The 19,085-nt window shown below is 43.1% G+C and carries 15 protein-coding genes; 6 read left to right on the forward strand and 9 right to left on the reverse strand.

Features of this window, described 5'->3' with window-relative positions; all coding sequences use genetic code 11:
- Window positions 1-53: 53 nt before the first annotated feature.
- Complete coding sequence (locus tag FPZ42_RS09380) at window positions 54-374, forward strand: DUF3276 family protein (protein WP_146270643.1); 321 nt, start codon at window positions 54-56, stop codon at window positions 372-374.
- Window positions 375-456: 82 nt separating this feature from the next.
- Here the strand turns inward: FPZ42_RS09380 and FPZ42_RS09385 are convergent, their stop codons facing one another.
- A complete protein-coding gene (locus tag FPZ42_RS09385; protein ID WP_146270645.1) occupies window positions 457-945 on the reverse strand; it encodes a DUF5362 family protein in 489 nt (162 codons plus the stop codon).
- A gap of 88 nt (window positions 946-1,033) precedes the next feature.
- Window positions 1,034-2,404 (reverse strand): magnesium transporter, encoded by a 1,371-nt coding sequence (mgtE, locus tag FPZ42_RS09390; RefSeq protein ID WP_146270647.1) that lies wholly within the window; start codon window positions 2,402-2,404, stop codon window positions 1,034-1,036.
- Between the two features lie 194 nt (window positions 2,405-2,598).
- Between mgtE and ychF the strand changes: the two genes are divergently transcribed.
- Window positions 2,599-3,702: a redox-regulated ATPase YchF gene (gene ychF / locus FPZ42_RS09395; RefSeq protein ID WP_146270649.1), complete on the forward strand. Its 1,104-nt coding sequence runs from the start codon at window positions 2,599-2,601 to the stop codon at window positions 3,700-3,702.
- A 183-nt stretch (window positions 3,703-3,885) separates the two neighbouring features.
- Here ychF and FPZ42_RS09400 read toward each other — a convergent pair whose 3' ends face one another.
- A complete protein-coding gene (locus tag FPZ42_RS09400; RefSeq protein WP_146270651.1) occupies window positions 3,886-4,740 on the reverse strand; it encodes an oxidoreductase in 855 nt (284 codons plus the stop codon).
- Between the two features lie 165 nt (window positions 4,741-4,905).
- Between FPZ42_RS09400 and msrA the strand changes: the two genes are divergently transcribed.
- Window positions 4,906-5,532 carry a peptide-methionine (S)-S-oxide reductase MsrA gene (msrA, locus tag FPZ42_RS09405; protein WP_146270653.1) on the forward strand — a complete coding sequence of 209 codons (627 nt, stop codon included), beginning with the start codon at window positions 4,906-4,908 and terminating at the stop codon, window positions 5,530-5,532.
- Window positions 5,532-6,053, forward strand: a complete 522-nt coding sequence (msrB, locus tag FPZ42_RS09410) for a peptide-methionine (R)-S-oxide reductase MsrB (RefSeq protein ID WP_146270655.1) — start codon at window positions 5,532-5,534, stop codon at window positions 6,051-6,053. Before msrA ends, msrB begins: the two co-directional genes overlap by 1 nt.
- Window positions 6,054-6,515: 462 nt before the next feature.
- Here the strand turns inward: msrB and FPZ42_RS09415 are convergent, their stop codons facing one another.
- From FPZ42_RS09415 to FPZ42_RS09425, 3 genes are all read right to left on the reverse strand, one after another.
- Window positions 6,516-9,767, reverse strand: a complete 3,252-nt coding sequence (locus FPZ42_RS09415; protein ID WP_146270657.1) for a TonB-dependent receptor — start codon at window positions 9,765-9,767, stop codon at window positions 6,516-6,518.
- A gap of 215 nt (window positions 9,768-9,982) precedes the next feature.
- A complete protein-coding gene (locus FPZ42_RS09420) occupies window positions 9,983-12,376 on the reverse strand; it encodes a M1 family metallopeptidase (RefSeq protein WP_146270659.1) in 2,394 nt (797 codons plus the stop codon).
- A 31-nt stretch (window positions 12,377-12,407) separates the two neighbouring features.
- Window positions 12,408-12,986, reverse strand: a complete 579-nt coding sequence (locus tag FPZ42_RS09425; protein WP_146270661.1) for a HupE/UreJ family protein — start codon at window positions 12,984-12,986, stop codon at window positions 12,408-12,410.
- A gap of 46 nt (window positions 12,987-13,032) precedes the next feature.
- Here FPZ42_RS09425 and FPZ42_RS09430 point away from each other — a divergent pair, with 46 nt between their 5' ends.
- Complete coding sequence (locus FPZ42_RS09430) at window positions 13,033-13,578, forward strand: DUF6702 family protein (protein WP_146270663.1); 546 nt, start codon at window positions 13,033-13,035, stop codon at window positions 13,576-13,578.
- 628 nt (window positions 13,579-14,206) lie between these two features.
- On the opposite strand, the gene FPZ42_RS09435 is transcribed toward FPZ42_RS09430, so the two are convergent.
- The 3 genes from FPZ42_RS09435 to FPZ42_RS09445 all read right to left on the reverse strand — a co-directional run bounded on the left by FPZ42_RS09435 (window position 14,207) and on the right by FPZ42_RS09445 (window position 17,938).
- Complete coding sequence (locus FPZ42_RS09435; protein ID WP_117392836.1) at window positions 14,207-14,689, reverse strand: Lrp/AsnC family transcriptional regulator; 483 nt, start codon at window positions 14,687-14,689, stop codon at window positions 14,207-14,209.
- 363 nt (window positions 14,690-15,052) lie between these two features.
- Entirely contained in the window at window positions 15,053-15,910 is an 858-nt protein-coding gene (locus FPZ42_RS09440; protein ID WP_146270665.1) for a sigma-70 family RNA polymerase sigma factor, read from the reverse strand.
- Between the two features lie 480 nt (window positions 15,911-16,390).
- Complete coding sequence (locus tag FPZ42_RS09445) at window positions 16,391-17,938, reverse strand: alpha-N-arabinofuranosidase (RefSeq protein WP_146270667.1); 1,548 nt, start codon at window positions 17,936-17,938, stop codon at window positions 16,391-16,393.
- 384 nt (window positions 17,939-18,322) lie between these two features.
- Here FPZ42_RS09445 and FPZ42_RS09450 point away from each other — a divergent pair, with 384 nt between their 5' ends.
- The gene (locus tag FPZ42_RS09450) at window positions 18,323-19,030 is read left to right on the forward strand and encodes an NUDIX hydrolase (protein ID WP_146270669.1); all 708 of its coding nucleotides are present in this window, start codon (window positions 18,323-18,325) and stop codon (window positions 19,028-19,030) included.
- The last annotated feature ends 55 nt before the right edge of the window (window positions 19,031-19,085 follow it).

Here is a 19,085-nt window from a genome sequence, read left to right on the forward strand (position 1 = left end):
GCAACACTTTTATATATTTTTATAGCACCAAAACTATTACACTAAGCACAAATATGGGAGATTTTGACAACAGAGAGCGCGAAGAGGTTTATTCAAAAAAGGTAAGAGCCGGTAAAAGGACATATTTTTTTGATGTTAAGGCAACAAGGTCTAACGATTATTACGTAACCATTACCGAGAGCAAAAAACGCCTTGAGGATGGTGTTTTTATCAAACATAAGATATTCCTGTACAAAGAGGACTTTGAAAAATTTGCTGAAGGCCTTAAAGACACGGTAGAATACATCAAAGCTCATCAGGATGTAACCGAAAAACGTTACGAGTTTAGCGAAAGCCCTGAAGCCGCTCCTGCCGATGAAGATTTCTCATTCTAACAAGTAAGATTTTCAACCCCTTAATTAATAAAAAGACCCCGCCCTTATTAAAGGTGCGGGGTTTTCTTTTATGATTAATTCTTTAACCCCTCATGGCAGAGGCTGCACCGATACCTGCTATAATGCTGCCGGCAAATATTAATATCATGAGAGAAATATATACGATGGTAATTATACCCCATAGCTTAAAAAACGACTTTAGTTTTCCTAAGGCATTGGTTAATTCATCGGTATTATAAGTTGCTGCTGCACTTTTAATACGGTTACCAAACTGGTACAGGTACAGCGCGAAAAAGAAACTTACCGCCGCTATTAAAAGGTAAATACCGGTTATTAATCCACCCATGCCTGCTACAGCCCCCATCATTGGGTTTATTGTAGCCATTGTTGTCATAATTGTCCCAACAAAAAGCGCAGCTAATGCGATAAAGGCGGTAGCGATAAAACCAACTATCCCCAGGAAATAGGCCCAATCGCCGGCTTTTTTAAGGTAGTAGATCGCATTTTCTGTTAAAATTAATTGAGGTTGAGCAGATGGCTGTACCGGCGTAATGTTTTCGTTAAATTCCATTGTGTTTAAGGTGTGATTATTTATCTTAAAGATATGATTAAATACCTAAACCTTAACATGTTTAACGTTACTAAATAAAACCTCTACGCTATTTATTTATTCCGGGCATGAATAATACCGCTATTGAAAAATATATGATGAGGCCGGTCACATCTACTAATGTAGCAACAAAAGGCGCTGAAGACGTTGCAGGGTCGGCACCCAACTTTTTCAGAATTAGCGGAAGCATTGATCCAGCTAAAGAGCCCCATAGCACCACGCCAACCAAAGCGCATGACACTATACCAGCTACAGTCATCCAGTCGTTTCCGTAAATATTGCTAAAAAATGTCCACACGAATATTCTTAAAAAACCAATAATACCCAATGTTGCTCCTAACAGTAAACCTGAGAGAATTTCACGACGCATCACTCTCCACCAATCAGAAAGGGTCACCTCTCCTAAAGCCATTGCTTGTATTATTAGCGTTGAGGCCTGCGAACCGCTGTTACCTCCACTCGAAATAATAAGCGGTACAAATAATGCTAAAACAACAGCCTCACCTATGGCATGCTCGTAATGTCCCATAGCTGTCGCTGTAAGCATTTCGCCGAGAAAAAGAACAATAAGCCAGCTAACCCTTTTTTTAACCAATCTGAATAGGTTTATGTCCAGGTAAGGCTCATCCAAAGCTTCGGTACCACCAATTTTCTGGATGTCTTCGGTATATTCTTCGTTAGCGATCCAAAGGATGTCATCCACGGTAACAATACCCAGAAGAATATTCTCGGCATCTACCACCGGCAAAGCAGTGCGGTTATTCATCCTGAAAACATTGATGGCTTCTTCCTGCGGGTCGTTGGCACTAAGGGAAATAGATCGCCCGTCCATCAATTCACTTACTTTCGTTTCAGGATCAACCAATAAAATATCGCGGATGCGAATGTCATCAAGCAGTACACCACCGCTATCTATCACATAGATCACGTCGATAGTTTCGGAGTTTTTTCCATACCGGCGTATGTGCGATAAAACTCGGTTCACATCCCAGCTTTTTCTCACGGCCACATAATCTGGCGTCATTAAACGGCCAACACTGTCTTCCTCATAACCAAGCAAACTCAAAGCCTCTTTACGGTCGGCGGGTGAAAGGTGCAGGATAAGCGTTTTAACTGCATCGCCGTGCAGCTCTGCAAAAAGCGAAGTACGGTCGTCCGGAGGCAACTCGTTTATCAGCTCTGCTATCTTATTACCCGGAAGTTTCTTAATGATACGCTCCTGCGTAGGGAAATCTAAAATGCGGAATACGTTTACCGCACGGTTAATATTGAGGGTCTCAATAAATTTAGCACCGTGCTCAGGTAATTCATCAATCAGGCTTTCAACGTCAGAGATATTTAAGTTGTTCAAATATTCCTGCAACTGATTTTTATCATCTTGTTCCAGCAGTAATTCTATCTGTTCAACCATCTCTTCCATAAACCTAAAATTTTACATGTTAATACCTTATTACCTGTGGATTTTCCGCCCGCAAAAGTCGTTTATTTTTTCAAATTTCAAGGCATTTTTTCTGTTATCTTTGCGCTTTTAAAAGAGGCAGGAAAACAAGAATCAGGAAACAAGATTCTTTTCTTGATTCCTGGCTCTTGAAATCTTGATTCAAAAAATAAATAATGGGTTTACAATGTGGTATAGTGGGTTTGCCAAACGTGGGTAAGTCTACACTTTTTAACTGTTTATCAAATGCAAAGGCGCAGGCGGCTAACTTTCCGTTCTGTACCATTGAACCAAACGTAGGTGTTATCACCGTTCCGGATGAGCGCCTTACAAAGCTTGTTGAGATCGTAAATCCGAAGAGCATTGTACCTAACGTTATTGAAATTGTGGATATTGCCGGCCTTGTTAAAGGTGCCAGCAAAGGCGAAGGTTTGGGTAACCAGTTCCTGGGCAACATCCGCGCTACCAACGCTATTATACACGTTTTACGCTGCTTTGATAACGATAACGTGATACATGTTGATGGTTCTGTTGATCCCATCCGTGATAAAGAGATCATAGATACCGAGCTACAACTTAAGGACCTTGAATCTATCGAGAAAAAGATTCAGAAGGTTGAAAAAATGGCAAAAACCGGTGGCGATAAAGAAGCCAAAAAGGCTTATGAAATTGCGCTGGTTTACCGCGAGCACCTGTTGGCTGGTAAATCTGCCCGTACTGCACCTGTTGCCGAAGAAGATAAAGAATACATTGAAGACCTGCACCTGCTTACCGCCAAACCAGTTTTATACGTTTGTAACGTTGACGAAACTGCTGTAAACACAGGCAACGCTTATGTTGACAAAGTACGCGAAGCTGTTAAAGACGAAAACGCCGAGGTATTAATTATATCTGCCCAAATAGAGTCTGAAATTTCTCAGCTGGATACTTTTGAAGAGCGCCAGATGTTTTTGGATGACCTTGGTTTAACTGAATCGGGCGTGAATAAGCTGATCAAAGCGGCATATAAACTGCTTAACCTGGCTACTTACTTTACCGCCGGTGTACAAGAAGTACGTGCATGGACCATCACACAAGGCTTTACGGCTCCGCAAGCGGCCGGTGTTATCCATACCGACTTTGAGAAAGGCTTTATCCGCGCTGAGGTGATCAAATACGAAGATTTTGTAAAACACAACGGCTCTGAAGCGGCTATTAAAGAAGCCGGCAAAATGGGCATTGAAGGCAAAACCTATATTGTGCAGGATGGTGACGTTATGCACTTTAGGTTTAACGTGTAAGCCACCAGCCTCGGCCGGCTGGTGGAGGAGCAAAAGATAAAAGCAATTGTCATTTCGAACGAGCGACAGCGAGGAGAAATCTTCTAAATCGTAAGTATCGCGCGTAGAAGATTTCTCACTGTCGTTCGTAATGACAACGCGGTTGTTATAAAAAGCAAAAGCCCCTATTCGGGGCTTTTCTTTTTATCGCTCGTTTTCAGGAAAATCTGCTCCCAGGGTGAGCTCTTTATAGGCTTCAAAGTTTTGCTTCAGCATGTCCAGCTTTTCGTTAGCCATATCAAAGGCCATCTTACCCAATAGCAAGCGCAATTTGGTATCGCCATCTTCAACAGCATCAATAATTGCCTGAGAACCACGAACAGGGTCGCCTACTTGCTTGCCGCTGCCTTCCAAACTGGCCGCCATACGTTTGCCTACAGTATCTTTGTAATCGTCGAGCTTAGTTTCAGTGCGTTCTGTTGACCTTCCTGCCCAATCAGTACGGAATGGCCCAGGCTCCACCAGTAACACTTTAATGCCAAGCGCCCCTACTTCCTGCGACAATGATTCAGACAAGCCCTCTACCGCAAATTTTGTAGCATGATAAAATCCTGTAGAAGTGAACGCCCTCAGACCACCTATCGATGAAAAGTTAACAATATGGCCTTTGCGCTGATCGCGCATATGTGGCAATACCGCTTGCGTCATGTTCACTAAACCAAAGAAATTGGTCTCGAACTGGTTGCGGATCTTATCTTCCTCTCCTTCTTCAATACTGGTGAAATATCCGTAACCTGCATTATTAACCAAAACGTCTATCTTTCCAAACTTGTCAATAGTTTGTTTAACTGCGTCGGTTATTTGTGCCTTATCGGTAACATCAAGTTTCAATACAAGACTGTTCTCATTGTGCCCATCGGCGATATCCTTGATTTTGTCAGGATTTCGTGCAGTAATAACCGTATTGTAGCCTTTATCTAAAAGCAGTTTTGCCAGTTCGCGACCAAAGCCGGTAGAACAACCGGTTATAAACCACACAGGTGCATTATTATTTTCCATAGTTTAGTTTTTATGTACTATTTACAACTTGCAGGTGCGTTAAGAGTTTGCATGGTTGTGAGCTTGTTTTGTCAGCGTGATATCATAAACAAGTTAATGGCTTAATTTGTAAATTCGTACAGGTCAAAATCTCGTTTATAATAATAAACCAAGAATACAGCCACCATGTTAAAAAAATCAGCATTATTTATCTGTACTATATTGTTCGCTGCAACGGCTTTTGCAGGCAGCAAGCCTGCTGCTAAGTATACAGCTGCAAAGCTGGATACGGCGACCTTCGCAACCGGATGTTTCTGGTGTACCGAAGCAAAGTTTCAGCAACTTAAAGGTGTAAAAAGCGTCACGTCCGGCTTTACCGGCGGCAAGGTGCCCAATCCATCTTACAAATTAGTTTGTACCGGTACAACCGGCCATGCCGAAGCTTGTAATATTGTATATGACCCATCAGTGATCAGCTATGACGAATTATTAGAGGCTTTCTTTGTAGCCCATGATCCAACACAGCTTAACCGCCAGGGTAATGATGTGGGTACGCAATACCGCTCGGCCATTTTTTACCACAATGCCGCCCAAAAGCAAAAGGCAGACTATTACATTAAAAAACTAAACGCCGAAAAAGTATACAAGAGCAATATCGTTACCCAGGTAGCGCCTTTTAAAGTGTTCTACAAAGCCGAGGATTATCACCAGAACTACTTTAACCAAAATGGCAGCCAGCCCTATTGTAAGTATGTGATACAGCCCGAACTGGAAAAATTTAAAAAAGTATTTAAAAACAAGCTTAAAAGCTAATGAAGCAATTAATGATAGCCCTGGCTATATGCATGGGCGTAACTGCCGCAGCATCGGCACAAAACTTAAAGAGTAGCAAGGGACACGCAAATAATCCTTATTATTCTAACACAGACACCAGGCATTTAAACGTGAGTAATGCCGAGTGGAAGAAGATACTACCCCCGGCCCTCTATGCCACAGCTCGCGAAGCTGCAACGGAACGTGCCTTTACTGGTAAATTCTGGAATGCCAATGCAAAAGGCACTTACTATTGTGCAGTTTGCGGCAACAAGCTTTTCCGCTCTGATGCTAAATTTGCCAGCGATTGCGGTTGGCCAAGTTTCTTTGAGCCATCGCGCAAGGATGCCGTTATATACAAAGAAGACCACACTTACGGAATGGATCGCACTGAAGTGCTGTGTGCGCGTTGCGACTCACACCTGGGCCACATTTTTGACGACGGACCAAAACCAACCGGAAAACGATTTTGTATGAACTCGGTTTCGCTTGATTTCCAACCGGACGGGTTTGGAAAGTAAAGTTTCTTAAATAGAACTTTTTGATTAAAGTCCTCTCCTGTTGGAGGGGACTTTTTTGTTGAATAGTTGACTCACCCCGACATCGCCTTCGGCTCGTCGACCCTCTCTGCTTCGCAAAGAGGGTGAAGAATTTCATTTCCTTGCTCCTAACCCTCTTTGCGCGCAGCGAAGAGAGGGTGGTCAAGCGGAGCGATGACCGGGTGAGTTAAATCCTGAATTTTCACTCACCCCGACATTGCCTTCGGCTCGTCGACTCTCTCTGCTTCGCAAAAAGAGTGAAAAATTCTTTTCTTGCTTATACCCTCTTTTCGCAAAGCGAAGAGAGGGTGGTCGAGCGGAGCGATGACCGGGTGAGTCAACTCATGAACTTTACTCACCATATAACGCAAAAGCGCCCGCAACTTTTGGTTGCGGGCGTTTTGATTAAATTAATATAAAGAACGCGTGAAAAAAGAATTTCCGTTAGAAGGCGTACCGCAAGCCAAACTGCATCTGCCAGCGTGAAGCGAACAGGTCAACAGAGTAAGGCAATCCCGGGTCGGCAAACGTATATTTTGGATACGTTGTCGGCACGTTAGCAAATGTTGGTGTAGCAGCCTTAATAGGAGTTAAACCAACGCTCGCGGTAGAGTTAAAGGTGTTAGCAGAGAAATAGTATTGTCCCCATTTCTTGTTTAACAGATTGGTAAGGTTTACGATGTCATAGGTAAAAGTGATCACTTGTTTACGTTTACCGTTACCTATTTTGAAATCCTGCGCAAAGCGGAAATCAAGTTGGTTGTTCCATGGCGTAAAGGCAGCATTACGTTGTGTAAAGTTACCACGGCGCGATGACAGGTATTTGCTGTTGTCGATGAACGCATCGAATGCGGCTGCCTGTTGTGCTGCGGTAGCACCACCTGTTATATTATTAAAGAAGTTGACTGTTTCTCCTTTTTTAGGGATGTAGGCCAAGCTAACTTGCTGACCTGTGCCATCGATAGCGCTTGGGTAGAAACCGTAAGTATAAGGGTTACCAGATTGTGCGCTAAAGAAGAAGCTGAAGTTAGCGGTTAATCTTTGAGCGGCATCCCAATCATGTTTAAAGTTAACTGTAGATACGATACGGTTACGGATATCAAAGTTTGAATTAGCTAAACCCGGATTATTAGGGTTTAATGCCTGGTTCAACTGCCAGTTTGATTCCATTGAGTTACGGATACCGTTGGTTACATCTTTTGAATGACCGTAGGTGTAAGCAACCATAAAGTTCAATGAAGACATTGGGTTAAACTGGGTATTCTTAGACACCTGTGCTGTTGCACTATAACGGTAGCCCTGGCTGGTATTTGATAGCAGGTAAGCGTTTGTGTAAAGCGGGTTTATTTTCTGGTTAACAAAGATAGGCTGTTGTTGCTGTGTATCGTATGGATAATAAGCAACTTTATCAGTTACGTTAACCTGTTGAAACTTTAGGTCATGAATAACTTTGGTGTAAATACCTTCTATGGTAAATCTCCACTGGTCGGTTGTGGTATAGTCAAGCGCTAAGCTGCTTCTCCAAACCTGCGGCATCTTAAAATTATTGTCAATAAGGTCAACCTGGGTTGCACCAGCCGCGTTGGTGATGTTAACACCTCTGTCTTGTGCTGCTTGTGCACCACCATTAGCAGGGGCCTTAACAATAGTTGGGCCGGCTGCGGGCGGGTTACCATCGTAAGCACCGTAGGTTTTACCGTTGTTGTAGAATGCGTAACCAAACCAGGCAAACGGTACACGACCAGTGAACAAGCCGCTACCACCGCGTAAAATAACGCTTTGGTCGCCGTTGACATCATAGTTGAATGATACGCGCGGGTTAAACTCAAAGTTATTTAAGTAGTTCTGTTTAATATCCTTTGGCTTGGTATAAGTAAAGGTGTTGCCGTAGTTGGCATCAACCGGGGCGTTTGTAGTTTTATCGCTTAACGGTTGCTTGTTAGGCACATCTGCATAATCAACGCGCAACGCTGCAGTCAACTTAAAGTTATCAGTCAATTGTATCTCGTCCTGGCCGTATAAGCTCAGTAAGTTTACTTTAAACTGTGCAGATGGGTTATTTAAAATATAATCGCGTGTGTTGTTTGTGTAATTGTAATTAGCACGTACACGTGATGGGTTATCAGCTAAGAAATCAGCAACGCTTTTGAATGCATCACGGCCGTTCCAGGAGTTTACAAAGTTGTAGGTGATGTTGTAAAACTCGTTGTGAGTACCAAAGGTAAAGTTATGTTTGCCTTTAGTCCATGTAAGGTTGTCGGTAAACTCAGCAGTCTTCTGGTGCATATCAAATATAGCAGCCTCGCGGTCGGTACCCAGGAAGATGGTAGTACCAGGCGTTTTGCCAGTTATCTCTATCTGCGGTAAAGCAGGATTTGAGTTAGGGTCGCGATAATCATGTACGTTTGAATAACCTAATACCAAACTGTTGTTAACAGTATTAGATAACCTTGATTTTAACTCCGCAACGGTTGAAGTTGAGTTATTATGCGAAGTATAATCTATACCACCAAAGCGGAAGTTTTGCTGATCGCGCTCAAGGTTGGTAGCGGTTGATGTAATGGTATTATTACGGATAGTTAACTGGTTATTATCGTTGATATTCCAATCTAAGCGGTTAAAGAATTTGTTTGAGTTTGAGTAGATGCTGGTATTCCCATAAGTGCCTGCATCAAAACCTGCAGCAGCAAATTTAGCTGATATAGCCTGTGCGTCTGCCAATGACAGGATCTGTGTAGAACCGGTACCATCTGCACCACGGATAACAGGATCCTGACGGCGGGCGATCTCCTCGTTGGTAAAGAAGAACAATTTATTTTTGATGATAGGGAAACCTAAGCGGATACCTGTTTGATAATCATGGAATGAGCTTGGCAGTTTAGAACCGTCGCCACCGGCAGCAGCCGAAGCATTGTTTGGGCCTACCAGGAAGGCGCCACGGCCAAAACCATAAATTGAACCTGTAAAATCATTTGTACCGCTGCGGGTTACAGCGTTTATACTACCACCTAACACGTTACCAATCTTGATATCGTAAGGGGCCACCAAAACCTGAATGTCCTGTATTGCATCTAATGACACCGGGCTGGTGCGGGTACTGCTACCTACCTGGCCAGATGCATTGCTTTGGCCACCTAATGATGGGCTGAAGCCGATAGCATCGTTATTAATAGCACCATCAAGCGTTACGTTGTTATAGCGGAAGTTGGTACCCTGGAAAGAGTTATTGTTGCTTTGGGGAGTAGTACGTGTAAGATCCTGTAAGCTACGGTTGATGGTAGGCATATTACGGATCTGGCTTTGATTGATGCGTGTACTGGCCCCGGTTTTAGATGGGCCTGCAACAACCCTAACTTCTTTAAGTGCTGTTGTTTCATCAACAAGCTGGAAGTTAAAAGTAGCGTTACCTAAAGAAAGGTTAACATCAGTACGTTCGTCTTTTTTAGAACCAACAAAAGTGGCAGATATTGTATAAGGGCCACCTGGGTTAATGTTAGGAATAGTGTAACGGCCATCGCTGTTGGTTTGTGAGCCGTAGCGTGTGCCGGTACTATTGTTTAAAACGGATACGGTAACACCGGGCATAGATTGGCCGCGCTGGTCAACCACTTTACCACTGATGGTGGAGGTGGTGATCTGAGCGTTAGCCGCTGCTGCCAAGAACAGGGTAACAATGATCAGGTAAAATTTCTTCATTTTGGGGTACATTATTTACCCACAAAAGTCTCCCGTGCAGATTACCCATTTGTTAAGCGTTCATTAGAACGGCATTAGAATTGAATTGGAACTATATATTAACTAATTAATAATCAGCAATTTGAAATACAACGCTACATTAAGCCAATGTTAACAAGTGCCATAAAACGCAAAAGCGGCGCTTAATCAGCGCCGCCTTTGACAAAAAAGTTCAATTATTTGGAGGCTGAAACCTGCATAGGATTAAGCCCGCTTGACTGGCCACGCACCGGACCATTCATTTTTTGTTTGAATAACTGGAATTTAGACTTCTCCGGTGCCTTACCCCAATAGTTGTTGGTCTCATCAATATCGGCAGTTTCGCGCATCGGGTCGAGTTTTATAGATGCCACTTCTTTATCCAGGATGTAGAACTTTGAAGCATGCTTCTCGTTCAGGCGCCAGATCTGCACGGGTATACGATCAACCCATTTGCTGCCATCTTTATAGGTGAACTCAACAATCACCGGCATTACTAAACCACCTTTATTGCTAACGTTGATCTCGTAGAAATACTTATCATCGTATTTGGCTTTGTCCGCATCGTTCAATGGTTCCACAAAAGGCTCCGGAGCCGGCATCGCCTTAACCATCTTTTCAAACTTAGCGGTATCAACCTTTACCAAACTACGATCATATTTCCAGTAGAAATCCTGCGTGGCGGTATCACGGTCGGTTTGGAATTTGATGTTTTTATCTGTACGGTTGCGCACTTTTGATATATCCTCAAAAGCATTTACCTGCGGCGGCGTAACTTTAGGCGCGTTACGCGGCCTCATATCAGGCACTTTAGCATTAACATCTGCCTTAGCATATTTAACCGAGTCTAAAGAGATATCTACCGGATCCGTTCCATAGAACCAGCCTCTCCAGAACCAGTCAAGATCTTCACCACTGGCATCTTCCATGGTACGGAACAGATCAGCAGGTGTTGGGTGCTTAAATGCCCAGCGGCGTGCATATTCTTTAAAGGCATAATCAAACAGCTTGCGGCCCATGATGCTTTCACGCAGGATGTTCAGCGCGGTAGCAGGTTTTGAATAAGCATTTGGGCCAAACCTTACAATGTTCTCTGAGTTAGTCATTACCGGTTCCAGTTCATCTTTAGGCAGCTTCATGTAATCAACAATGGTGTAGGCTGCGCCTTTTTTACTCGGGAATTTGTTATCCCAAAGCTCTTCGGTCAAATATTCAACAAAAGAATTAAGGCCTTCGTCCATCCAGGTCCATTGGCGCTCGTCGCTGTTTACGATCATCGGGAAAAAGTTGTGACCAACCTCGTGGATGATCACCCCTATCATACCGTTCTTAGTGCTTTCGCTGTAAGTGCCGTCTTTTTCGGTACGGCCATAGTTAAAGCATATCATCGGGTACTCCATACCGTTTGATGCCTCTACAGACTGGGCAACCGGATATGGGTAAGGGATAGAAAAATCAGAATAAGTTTTAATAGTGTGAGCTACCAAACGGGTTGAGTATTTGCTGTAAAGGTTGTAAGCCTCTTTACCATAATAACTCATGGCCATTACGTTGCGGCCACCAACCTTAGTGCCCATAGCGTCCCAAACAAACTTACGTGATGATCCCCAGGCAAAGTCGCGAACGTTATTAGCCTGGAAAACCCAAGTTTTCTTTGCTGTTGAAGGTGCTTTCTCCGCCGCTTTAGCTTCAGCCAGGGTAACAACTTCTATAGGAGTTGCTGATGTTTTAGCTTTGTTATAGCGTGCAAGCTTGGCAGGGCTTAATACAGCAGCATAGTTGATACACTCGCCGGTACCACCAATTACGTGGTCTGCCGGAACGGTCATTTGCACGCGGAAATTACCAAAGGTTAGCGCAAACTCGCCACGGCCGGTAAACTGGTGGTTTTGCCATCCTTGGAAATCGCTGTAAACGCAAAGGCGTGGGTACCACTGTGTCATGGTGAACAGGTAGTTGCCATCCTCAGGGAAATACTCGTAACCACCACGGCCGCCAACCGTCATACGGTCTGATATTTTATAGTTCCAATCAACAGTGAAAACAAACTGAGCACCCGGCTTTAATGGCGCAGGCAGGTCAACACGCATCATAGTTTTATTGATGGTGTAGTTCAGTTTTTTGCCTGTTGCATCAACCAGACGGGTAATCACATCACCAAGGCCGTTATCATAATCGCCGGCACGCACTTCTGTTTTATCAACGTTTTGTGTAGTAGTTGCACGCGGCATGGTAGAGCTGGTTTGGTAACCGCTATTACGCAGGCTGCTGTGCTCGTTCTCATCCAATTGTAACCAGATGTAGGTTAGCGGATCAGGCGAGTTGTTGAAATAGGTAATGGTTTCAGTACCGGTAAGTTTCAGGTTCTTCTCATCAAGTTCGCACTTAATGTTGTAGTCTGCCCGTTGCTGCCAGTACTTGGCACCGGGGGCACCACTGGCAGTTCTTTGCTCATTAGGCGTACTTAAGATGGTACCTAACTGCTCAAACTTGTTACCGTGATTGCTGCCCGGGTTGTTTTGTATATCCTGTGCAATTGCTGCACCGGCTATACTTACCGTAAGTAGAAAGCTGGTAAATATTCGCTTCATGTGTTATGTGGGTTAAAGAATCAAATTTAAATTAAATAGGCAATCTTTCAAACGCCATCTGTACGGATAATGCAAAAACCCCGGCTGAGATAAAAAACACCCAGTCGCGCCTTGCAACGCGCAAAAAGCCGATGAATAAGGCAGCTAATGACAGAATAACTGCCACTACAACTATCTGCCCCGCCTCTAAGCCAAGATTAAAGCCGAACAGGCCCCATCCAATACTTTCATCTTTAGCCAGCATAATGCGGATGGTATTTGCGAACCCCATACCATGTATCAGCCCAAAAAATAGAGCTAACCAGTAATTGGTGTTAACACCGCCATTTTTTTGGTTTACCCGCCAAAGGTTATTGATAGCCGTAAGGAAAATGGTGCATGGGATCAAAAACTCTACCCATTTGCCGGGGAAACGTATCACATCTAAAACGCTTAACGCTAACGTTAGCGAATGGCCTATTGTAAATGCGGTAACCAGTATCAGTACTTGTTTTATATTGCCAAAAGTGTAAACGGCAGCCAAAGCCAATATAAATAGTTGGTGGTCTAAGGCATCGGTGCTGATAATGTGTTTCCATCCCAGTCCAAAATAAAAACCAATATCAGACATATTAAATTTTGAATGAAACCGTAAATTTAGCAGCTTTTGATTATAAATGAACTCCGGCACCGCTATGACCTCGTTTTTAGGCAAATCTCTTCTATATTGTTACATATCATTCCTTCCGTTATTGGGCAAGGCGCCTGCAAAGGCAAACTTTCACCCACTGCACGTTAGCACCAGCGACATAAGTTTTAACGGCAACGATAAACAAATGGAGGTGATATGCACCATTTTTACCGATGATTTTGAGCTGGCGCTGGAGAAGCAGTTTCATACCAAAGCAGACCTCAGTCGCGAAGACATGCATAAAGCAATGGACGCTTTGGTTAAAAATTACATCAACAGCCACCTGCAGCTCAAGGCTAATTCAGCCGTACTGCCTTTGAACTATTTGGGTTTCGAGATTAATCGAGAGGCTGTGAACGTTTACCTGGAATCGAACAAGATAAACAGCACTCCAAAAACCATTGATGCGCAGGTTACTTTACTACAAAGCCTTTATAACGATCAGTTAAATATTGTACACATGACCGTGAATGGCAACCGTAAAAGTACAAGGTTGGATGCACCGGCGAAGGTGGTGACACAGACGTTTTAAAAGTGATCATATCTTCATGCGTCATTGCGGTTCAAGCAATCGCCTTTTTAGCACATCATAAGGAATGCCAGTGAGTAATATGAATCGTCGGTGGATGTTACTTTCTTTTTTTCCGCTAAAAAGAAAGTAACCATAGAAAAAACTCGCGAATTGGTAACGCGCTCAATGTTTCTGGTTTATCGATGCCTGTGGTTGCCGCACGTTACGCTATGTCGCATTTTTTCGGTGATCTCGGGTTTGTCACTATAGTTATTTGATCCTTTATGTTTTTTTCTACCTGTCAGCAAAAAAAGCTTCGGGCGAAAGCGGGAAGACGACGTTGGCCTGTGTGGTGGGAAGGGCATAGCAATACTTGCCTGAAGCGATAGCCTTGCGCGAACGAAGTGGGGGCAAGATGTTGCAGCCCGTGGTTCTGACCGGTTTGCAGGGTTAAGGCCTCGTGCGGCAAAGAAGCCTCTTTGCTGACTTGAATTTTTGCTTCTTTTGTTTCAAGACAAAAGAAGTAGCCTTCCGCGGCAATGAGCGGGCCTACGTTAATTAAAGCACAAGCTTGTCTTAAAGAGATTGCTTCGTTCCTCGCAATAACGGGGTTAAAGTCCTCTCCATTGTAGAGGATATAGGTGAGGCTCTACTTCCCTTTCGGCATTGTTATCGGAAAGCTCGTTTCCCGTTTGGCTTCTTTTAATACGAAGGTACTTTGTACCGAACCCAGGGGCACTACATTGAAAAGCTTCTTCATCAAGAAATCATGGTAGGTATCGAGATCCTTAACGGCAACACGAAGGAAGAAATCAAACCCGCCCGACATCTGGTAACACTCCAGCACTTCTTCAAAGGTGATCACTTCTTCTACAAAGTGGTTCAGGTTTTCTGCAGAGTGGTCGCGAAGTTGTACCTGGGTAAAAGCCATCAAACCACGGTCTATCTTTTTATGATCAAGGATAGCAACGTACCCTTTTATGTAACCTTGCTCCTGCAGTTTTTTAATGCGTTCATATATAGGTGTGGGCGTTTTATTCAACCGTTCGCCGATTTCTTTGTTAGTTAAACGCGCGTTTTCTTGCAAAAGCTGCAATATTCTGATATCGGTACTATCAAGCGAATTAAGCATCGTTAAAATATTATTCTAAAATTGGATGAATGGCTACCGTTGGCGCGGAATAATTTTCCATCAAGATAACCATTTAAAGATTAAACAACCAAATAAATAAAATATTATAGAACACATCGCTTTTAGTGACACCTTTGTATCACTCAAACGGATGGGAGTAGTTAACCCAATGGCCCGCAAGAGTTGATTAAGCATTATGCTTAAAATATTAGTTAGTTTAGTTAGTAAATAGTTTAGTTAGTAAGACAAAGGGCTGCCACGAAAAAACGTGACAGCCCTTTTCTTTATACCCTACTGCAAAAACAAAAGGCTGCCGCAACCACGCAGCAACCTTTCTCAGTGTATAGTTAGATCAGTTGGTTTTTAAAAGAATAGCGCCATTTTGCGCGATGCAAGTTCGGCGAGTTTGCTCATGCCGGAGTTTTTCAATTGCCTCACCCGTTCTGATGAGATACCGAAATTTAAAGCTATGTCTATAGGTGTTAAGCTGTAGTCGCCTTTAAGGCCGAAGCTAAGCTCTATAACGGCACGCTCCTTCTGGCTCAGTTGCGACATCAGTTTTTCTACGTAGTAACTTCTTGATTTAGTATCTATCTCACAAAAATCAGCCTCTTCCCAGTCGGTTAAACGGTCTGATAGGGTAAAATCGCTATCCTCACCACCAACCGGCATATCCATACTAACGGTACGCCCGCTGTGCATAACAGAATCCTTTACTTTGTAAGCAGGTACCTGCATACTTTCTGCCAGTTCTTCGGCACGTGGGTCGCGCTGCAACTTCTGCTCAAGTGTGCTTTCGTATTTACGCATTTTGGTAAGCATGTTGATATGGTTATCCGGCAAACGTACAGTACGGGTTTGCTGCGATATGGCATCCATTATAGCCTGGCGAATGTACCACACGGCAAACGAGATGAACTTGAAGCCCTTGCTTTCGTCAAAGCGATGCGCAGCCATAATGAGGCCTGTATTACCTTCGCTTATCAGATCTGCAAGTGGTAAACCCTGGTGCTGATATTTTTTTGCTACGGATACCACAAAGCGCAGGTTAGCCTTTACCAAACGTTCCATAGCGGCCTTATCACCCTGCTTTATTTTGCGGGCAAGCAATACTTCCTCCTCTACGTTTATCAAGTCCACCTTGGCTATATCCTTAAGGTAACTCTCCACTACTTGCGACGAACGATCGGTGATCGTTTGGGTAATCTCCAGGTTTCTCATAAAGTATTCTATTTAATGCCGCTGATATTTATGCGGCTGTGATCAAATAGCAATATGTGCTTGGTTAAAATCAAATGTCAGCAACCACAGATACACATGCTACTATTACAATAAACTTTAGAGAATTACCCTGTTTATTTAAAATTTTCAGATTAAAATTCTAAAACGCTAAAAAAGCAGCAGGATAAAGAGAAAAAAAGTCTGAATGACGCGGATAATAGTGTATTTTTTACAATAGGATAAATACACTAAGCAGGCAGTTAAAAAAGCGAATTTATAATGAAATTTCATGCTTAAAACAACTGTTTTAACGACATTTACATTAATCCTTAGCAGGACGTGATACGGCTGTATAAAATACACTAAGCCGGTATCGGTTTTATCCAATGCCGGCCGTGTAAACTAACAAACTGAAACAATTATCAGGCGCTCTCACCAACGCCTTTTAAACACAAAAAAAACACGTTAATTACTCAAATCTTATTTGAGTGCAAGTACCACTACCGAAATAGCTGGTAGCGTCACTTCTACCTTATTGCCTTTAACTACGACGCCTTTAAAAACAGCCTCTTTAACTTTGTCTGGCGAAGCGAAAGTATTGCAATCGCCGGTTTTAGCTGATGTAAGGATAGTACCGCTTACGTTTTTGAAGCTCTGACCATCTAAATTAAGCGTGATGGTTTGCTTTTTAGCAGGATCGATATTGGTTAAAGAAACATGCACTACCCCATCCTTATCTTTTGAAGCCGATGCTGATACGGCCGGCAACTTGTCTTTACCGAAACTATAATCGGTGTTGCTTACACGTGTTGGCAGCATGGTAGCATCCTGATGCACATTGTACATTTCCATTACGTAATATGTAGGGGTAAGTATCATTTTGCTCTCTTTGGTAAGGATAACCGCCTGCAGTACATTAATACATTGCGCAAGGTTAGCCATACGTACCCTATCGGCGTGGTTGTTAAAGATGTTTAGCGTTGTTCCGGCTATCATAGCATCGCGCATTGTATTTTGCTGGTAAAGGAAACCCGGGTTGGTACCTTTCTCCACATCATACCATCCACCCCATTCATCAACTACAAGCGCGATCTTTTTCTTTGGATCGTATTTATCCATAATACGGGCATGCTTGGTAACCAGCGAGTCCATTTGCAGGGTGCGCTGCATGGTGGTAAAGTACTGCTCGTCGCTAAAGCCTGTTGCAGGGCCTTTATGGTTCCACTCGATAACAGCATAATGATGCACGGCCACACCTTCTATGAGGTGTTGCGGGATGTTCTTCATCAAGGTCTCTGTCCAGTTGTAATCATCATCGCTGGCGCCTGATGCAACACGGAATATCTTGGTTTTCCCTTCTGAACTGCCCATGAAGGTTGAGTACTTACGAAACTCGTTAGCATAATACTCCGGCGTCATGTTACCACCGCATCCCCAGGCCTCGTTACCAACGCCCCAGAATTTCACGTTCCAGGGCTTATCCCTGCCGTTAGCTTTGCGCAGGTCAGACATCGGGTTTTTATTATCAGAGCCTGTATATTGTACCCAATCTGCCAGTTCCTGCACAGTGCCGCTTCCAACGTTACCGGCAACGTACGGCTCAGCACCCAATAACTCGCAGAGGTTAAGAAAATCATGTGTACCAAAGCTGTTATCCTCTACAACGCCGCCCCACCATTTATTAACAATAGCCGGACGCTTGTCTTTAGGGCCTACGCCATCTTTCCAATGGTAAGTATCTGCAAAGCAGCCACCCGGCCAGCGCAGCGATGGGATTTTCATTTTTTTTAGCGCTGCTACAACATCGTTACGCACACCATTGGTATTAGGTATCTTAGAGGTATCGCCCACGTAAAAACCATCGTAAATCCCTCGGCCCAAATGCTCGGCAAAATGGCTGTAGATATACTTGCTGATAACTGGATCTGCTGCCGTATTTTTCAGATCGATATCAACAGTGGTTTGCGCCCGTGCAATAGCTACAGAAAATAACAAAGCACCAAAGCATGTAAAAAAGTGCAATTTCATTATGTGTATTTAATGATGTGATCAAGCAAGAACAAGGCTGGTTAGGCCGTAAGCAACTCTAACTTTGAGAGGCTGTTTTATAACTGGTATTTAGCTACGAGCTAAACGTTAGCACAAGATAAAAATTAATTGTATAAAAAACACTTTATTTTTAAATTTTATAATTTGCTCTACAGTCAAGTATATGGGATAGTTGCATCAACTTTAATTAATTTATAAACAACACTTTATGGTTATAAGATTTTTAGATCATGATAATTTGAGCTGACTCAATAAGCCGGCAAATTGATGTTTTATATACACTTGTTTTAACATGTGTTGACCAGCATGAAAATTTATCGTTATAAATGATATTTTTACAAAGAAATTTTAACACAATTATAAATGACCGGCTATAACAATGAAGCCCGTATTGTACAAGCTATTGACTGCCTGGTATTTGGATTTGACGGTGAAACGTTAAAGATACTGCTGATAAAAAGAGGCTTTCAGCCCGAAAAGGGAAAATGGAGCCTGATGGGCGGTTTCGCCAAGATGACCGAAAGCCTTGAGCAAGCATCCAACAGGGTTTTAAAGCAGCTTACCGGTCTTGATGGCATGTACCTTGAACAGTTGCATACCTTTAGCGAACCAAACCGCGATCCCGTTGAGCGCACCATTTCTACCGCATATTTCGCCCTTATAGATATCAACAAGTACAAACAGCAACTTAATGATGATTATCATGCCGAGTGGTTCCCGTTAAAAAAGATGCCCAAATTGATATTTGACCAGCAGGAGATGGTTGAACTGGCGCTTAAACGCATCCGTTACAAAGCTGCCCTGCACCCTATTTTATTTGAATTGCTACCGGGCAGATTTACGATACCACAGCTACAAATACTTTACGAAAGTGTTTACAATACCAAGATCGATAAACGTAATTTTAGTAAAAGGGTGCTCTCTACTGGACTATTGGTTAAGCAGGAAGAAAAAGACAAGTCGGGCTCAAAAAGAGGTGCGTTTTATTACCAGCTTAATATGCAGAAGTACTACGCCAAGTTCCAGGCGTTCCTTAATTTTATACCTAATCCTACCAATCTTATCAGTTAAGTAATTCTTTAAAAATATGAATGTAAAAAGGCAGGGCTTACCACCCTGCCTTTTG

It is taken from the genome of Mucilaginibacter achroorhodeus (genome assembly GCF_007846095.1).
In the GTDB taxonomy this organism is placed as follows: Bacteria; Bacteroidota; Bacteroidia; order Sphingobacteriales; family Sphingobacteriaceae; genus Mucilaginibacter; species Mucilaginibacter achroorhodeus.

Excerpts from the sequence above, each read along its gene's own strand:
- FPZ42_RS09420 (WP_146270659.1), bottom strand. The coding sequence starts at position 12,376 with ATGAAGCGAATATTTACCAGCTTTCTACTTACGGTAAGTATAGCCGGT.
- ychF (WP_146270649.1), top strand. The coding sequence starts at position 2,599 with ATGGGTTTACAATGTGGTATAGTGGGTTTGCCAAACGTGGGTAAGTCT.
- FPZ42_RS09430 (WP_146270663.1), top strand. The coding sequence starts at position 13,033 with ATGAACTCCGGCACCGCTATGACCTCGTTTTTAGGCAAATCTCTTCTA.
- FPZ42_RS09415 (WP_146270657.1), bottom strand. The coding sequence starts at position 9,767 with ATGAAGAAATTTTACCTGATCATTGTTACCCTGTTCTTGGCAGCAGCG.
- FPZ42_RS09380 (WP_146270643.1), top strand. The coding sequence starts at position 54 with ATGGGAGATTTTGACAACAGAGAGCGCGAAGAGGTTTATTCAAAAAAG.
- msrA (WP_146270653.1), top strand. The coding sequence starts at position 4,906 with ATGTTAAAAAAATCAGCATTATTTATCTGTACTATATTGTTCGCTGCA.
- FPZ42_RS09435 (WP_117392836.1), bottom strand. The coding sequence starts at position 14,689 with ATGCTTAATTCGCTTGATAGTACCGATATCAGAATATTGCAGCTTTTG.
- FPZ42_RS09445 (WP_146270667.1), bottom strand. The coding sequence starts at position 17,938 with ATGAAATTGCACTTTTTTACATGCTTTGGTGCTTTGTTATTTTCTGTA.
- FPZ42_RS09450 (WP_146270669.1), top strand. The coding sequence starts at position 18,323 with ATGACCGGCTATAACAATGAAGCCCGTATTGTACAAGCTATTGACTGC.
- mgtE (WP_146270647.1), bottom strand. The coding sequence starts at position 2,404 with ATGGAAGAGATGGTTGAACAGATAGAATTACTGCTGGAACAAGATGAT.
- FPZ42_RS09440 (WP_146270665.1), bottom strand. The coding sequence starts at position 15,910 with ATGAGAAACCTGGAGATTACCCAAACGATCACCGATCGTTCGTCGCAA.
- msrB (WP_146270655.1), top strand. The coding sequence starts at position 5,532 with ATGAAGCAATTAATGATAGCCCTGGCTATATGCATGGGCGTAACTGCC.
- FPZ42_RS09425 (WP_146270661.1), bottom strand. The coding sequence starts at position 12,986 with ATGTCTGATATTGGTTTTTATTTTGGACTGGGATGGAAACACATTATC.
- FPZ42_RS09400 (WP_146270651.1), bottom strand. The coding sequence starts at position 4,740 with ATGGAAAATAATAATGCACCTGTGTGGTTTATAACCGGTTGTTCTACC.
- FPZ42_RS09385 (WP_146270645.1), bottom strand. The coding sequence starts at position 945 with ATGGAATTTAACGAAAACATTACGCCGGTACAGCCATCTGCTCAACCT.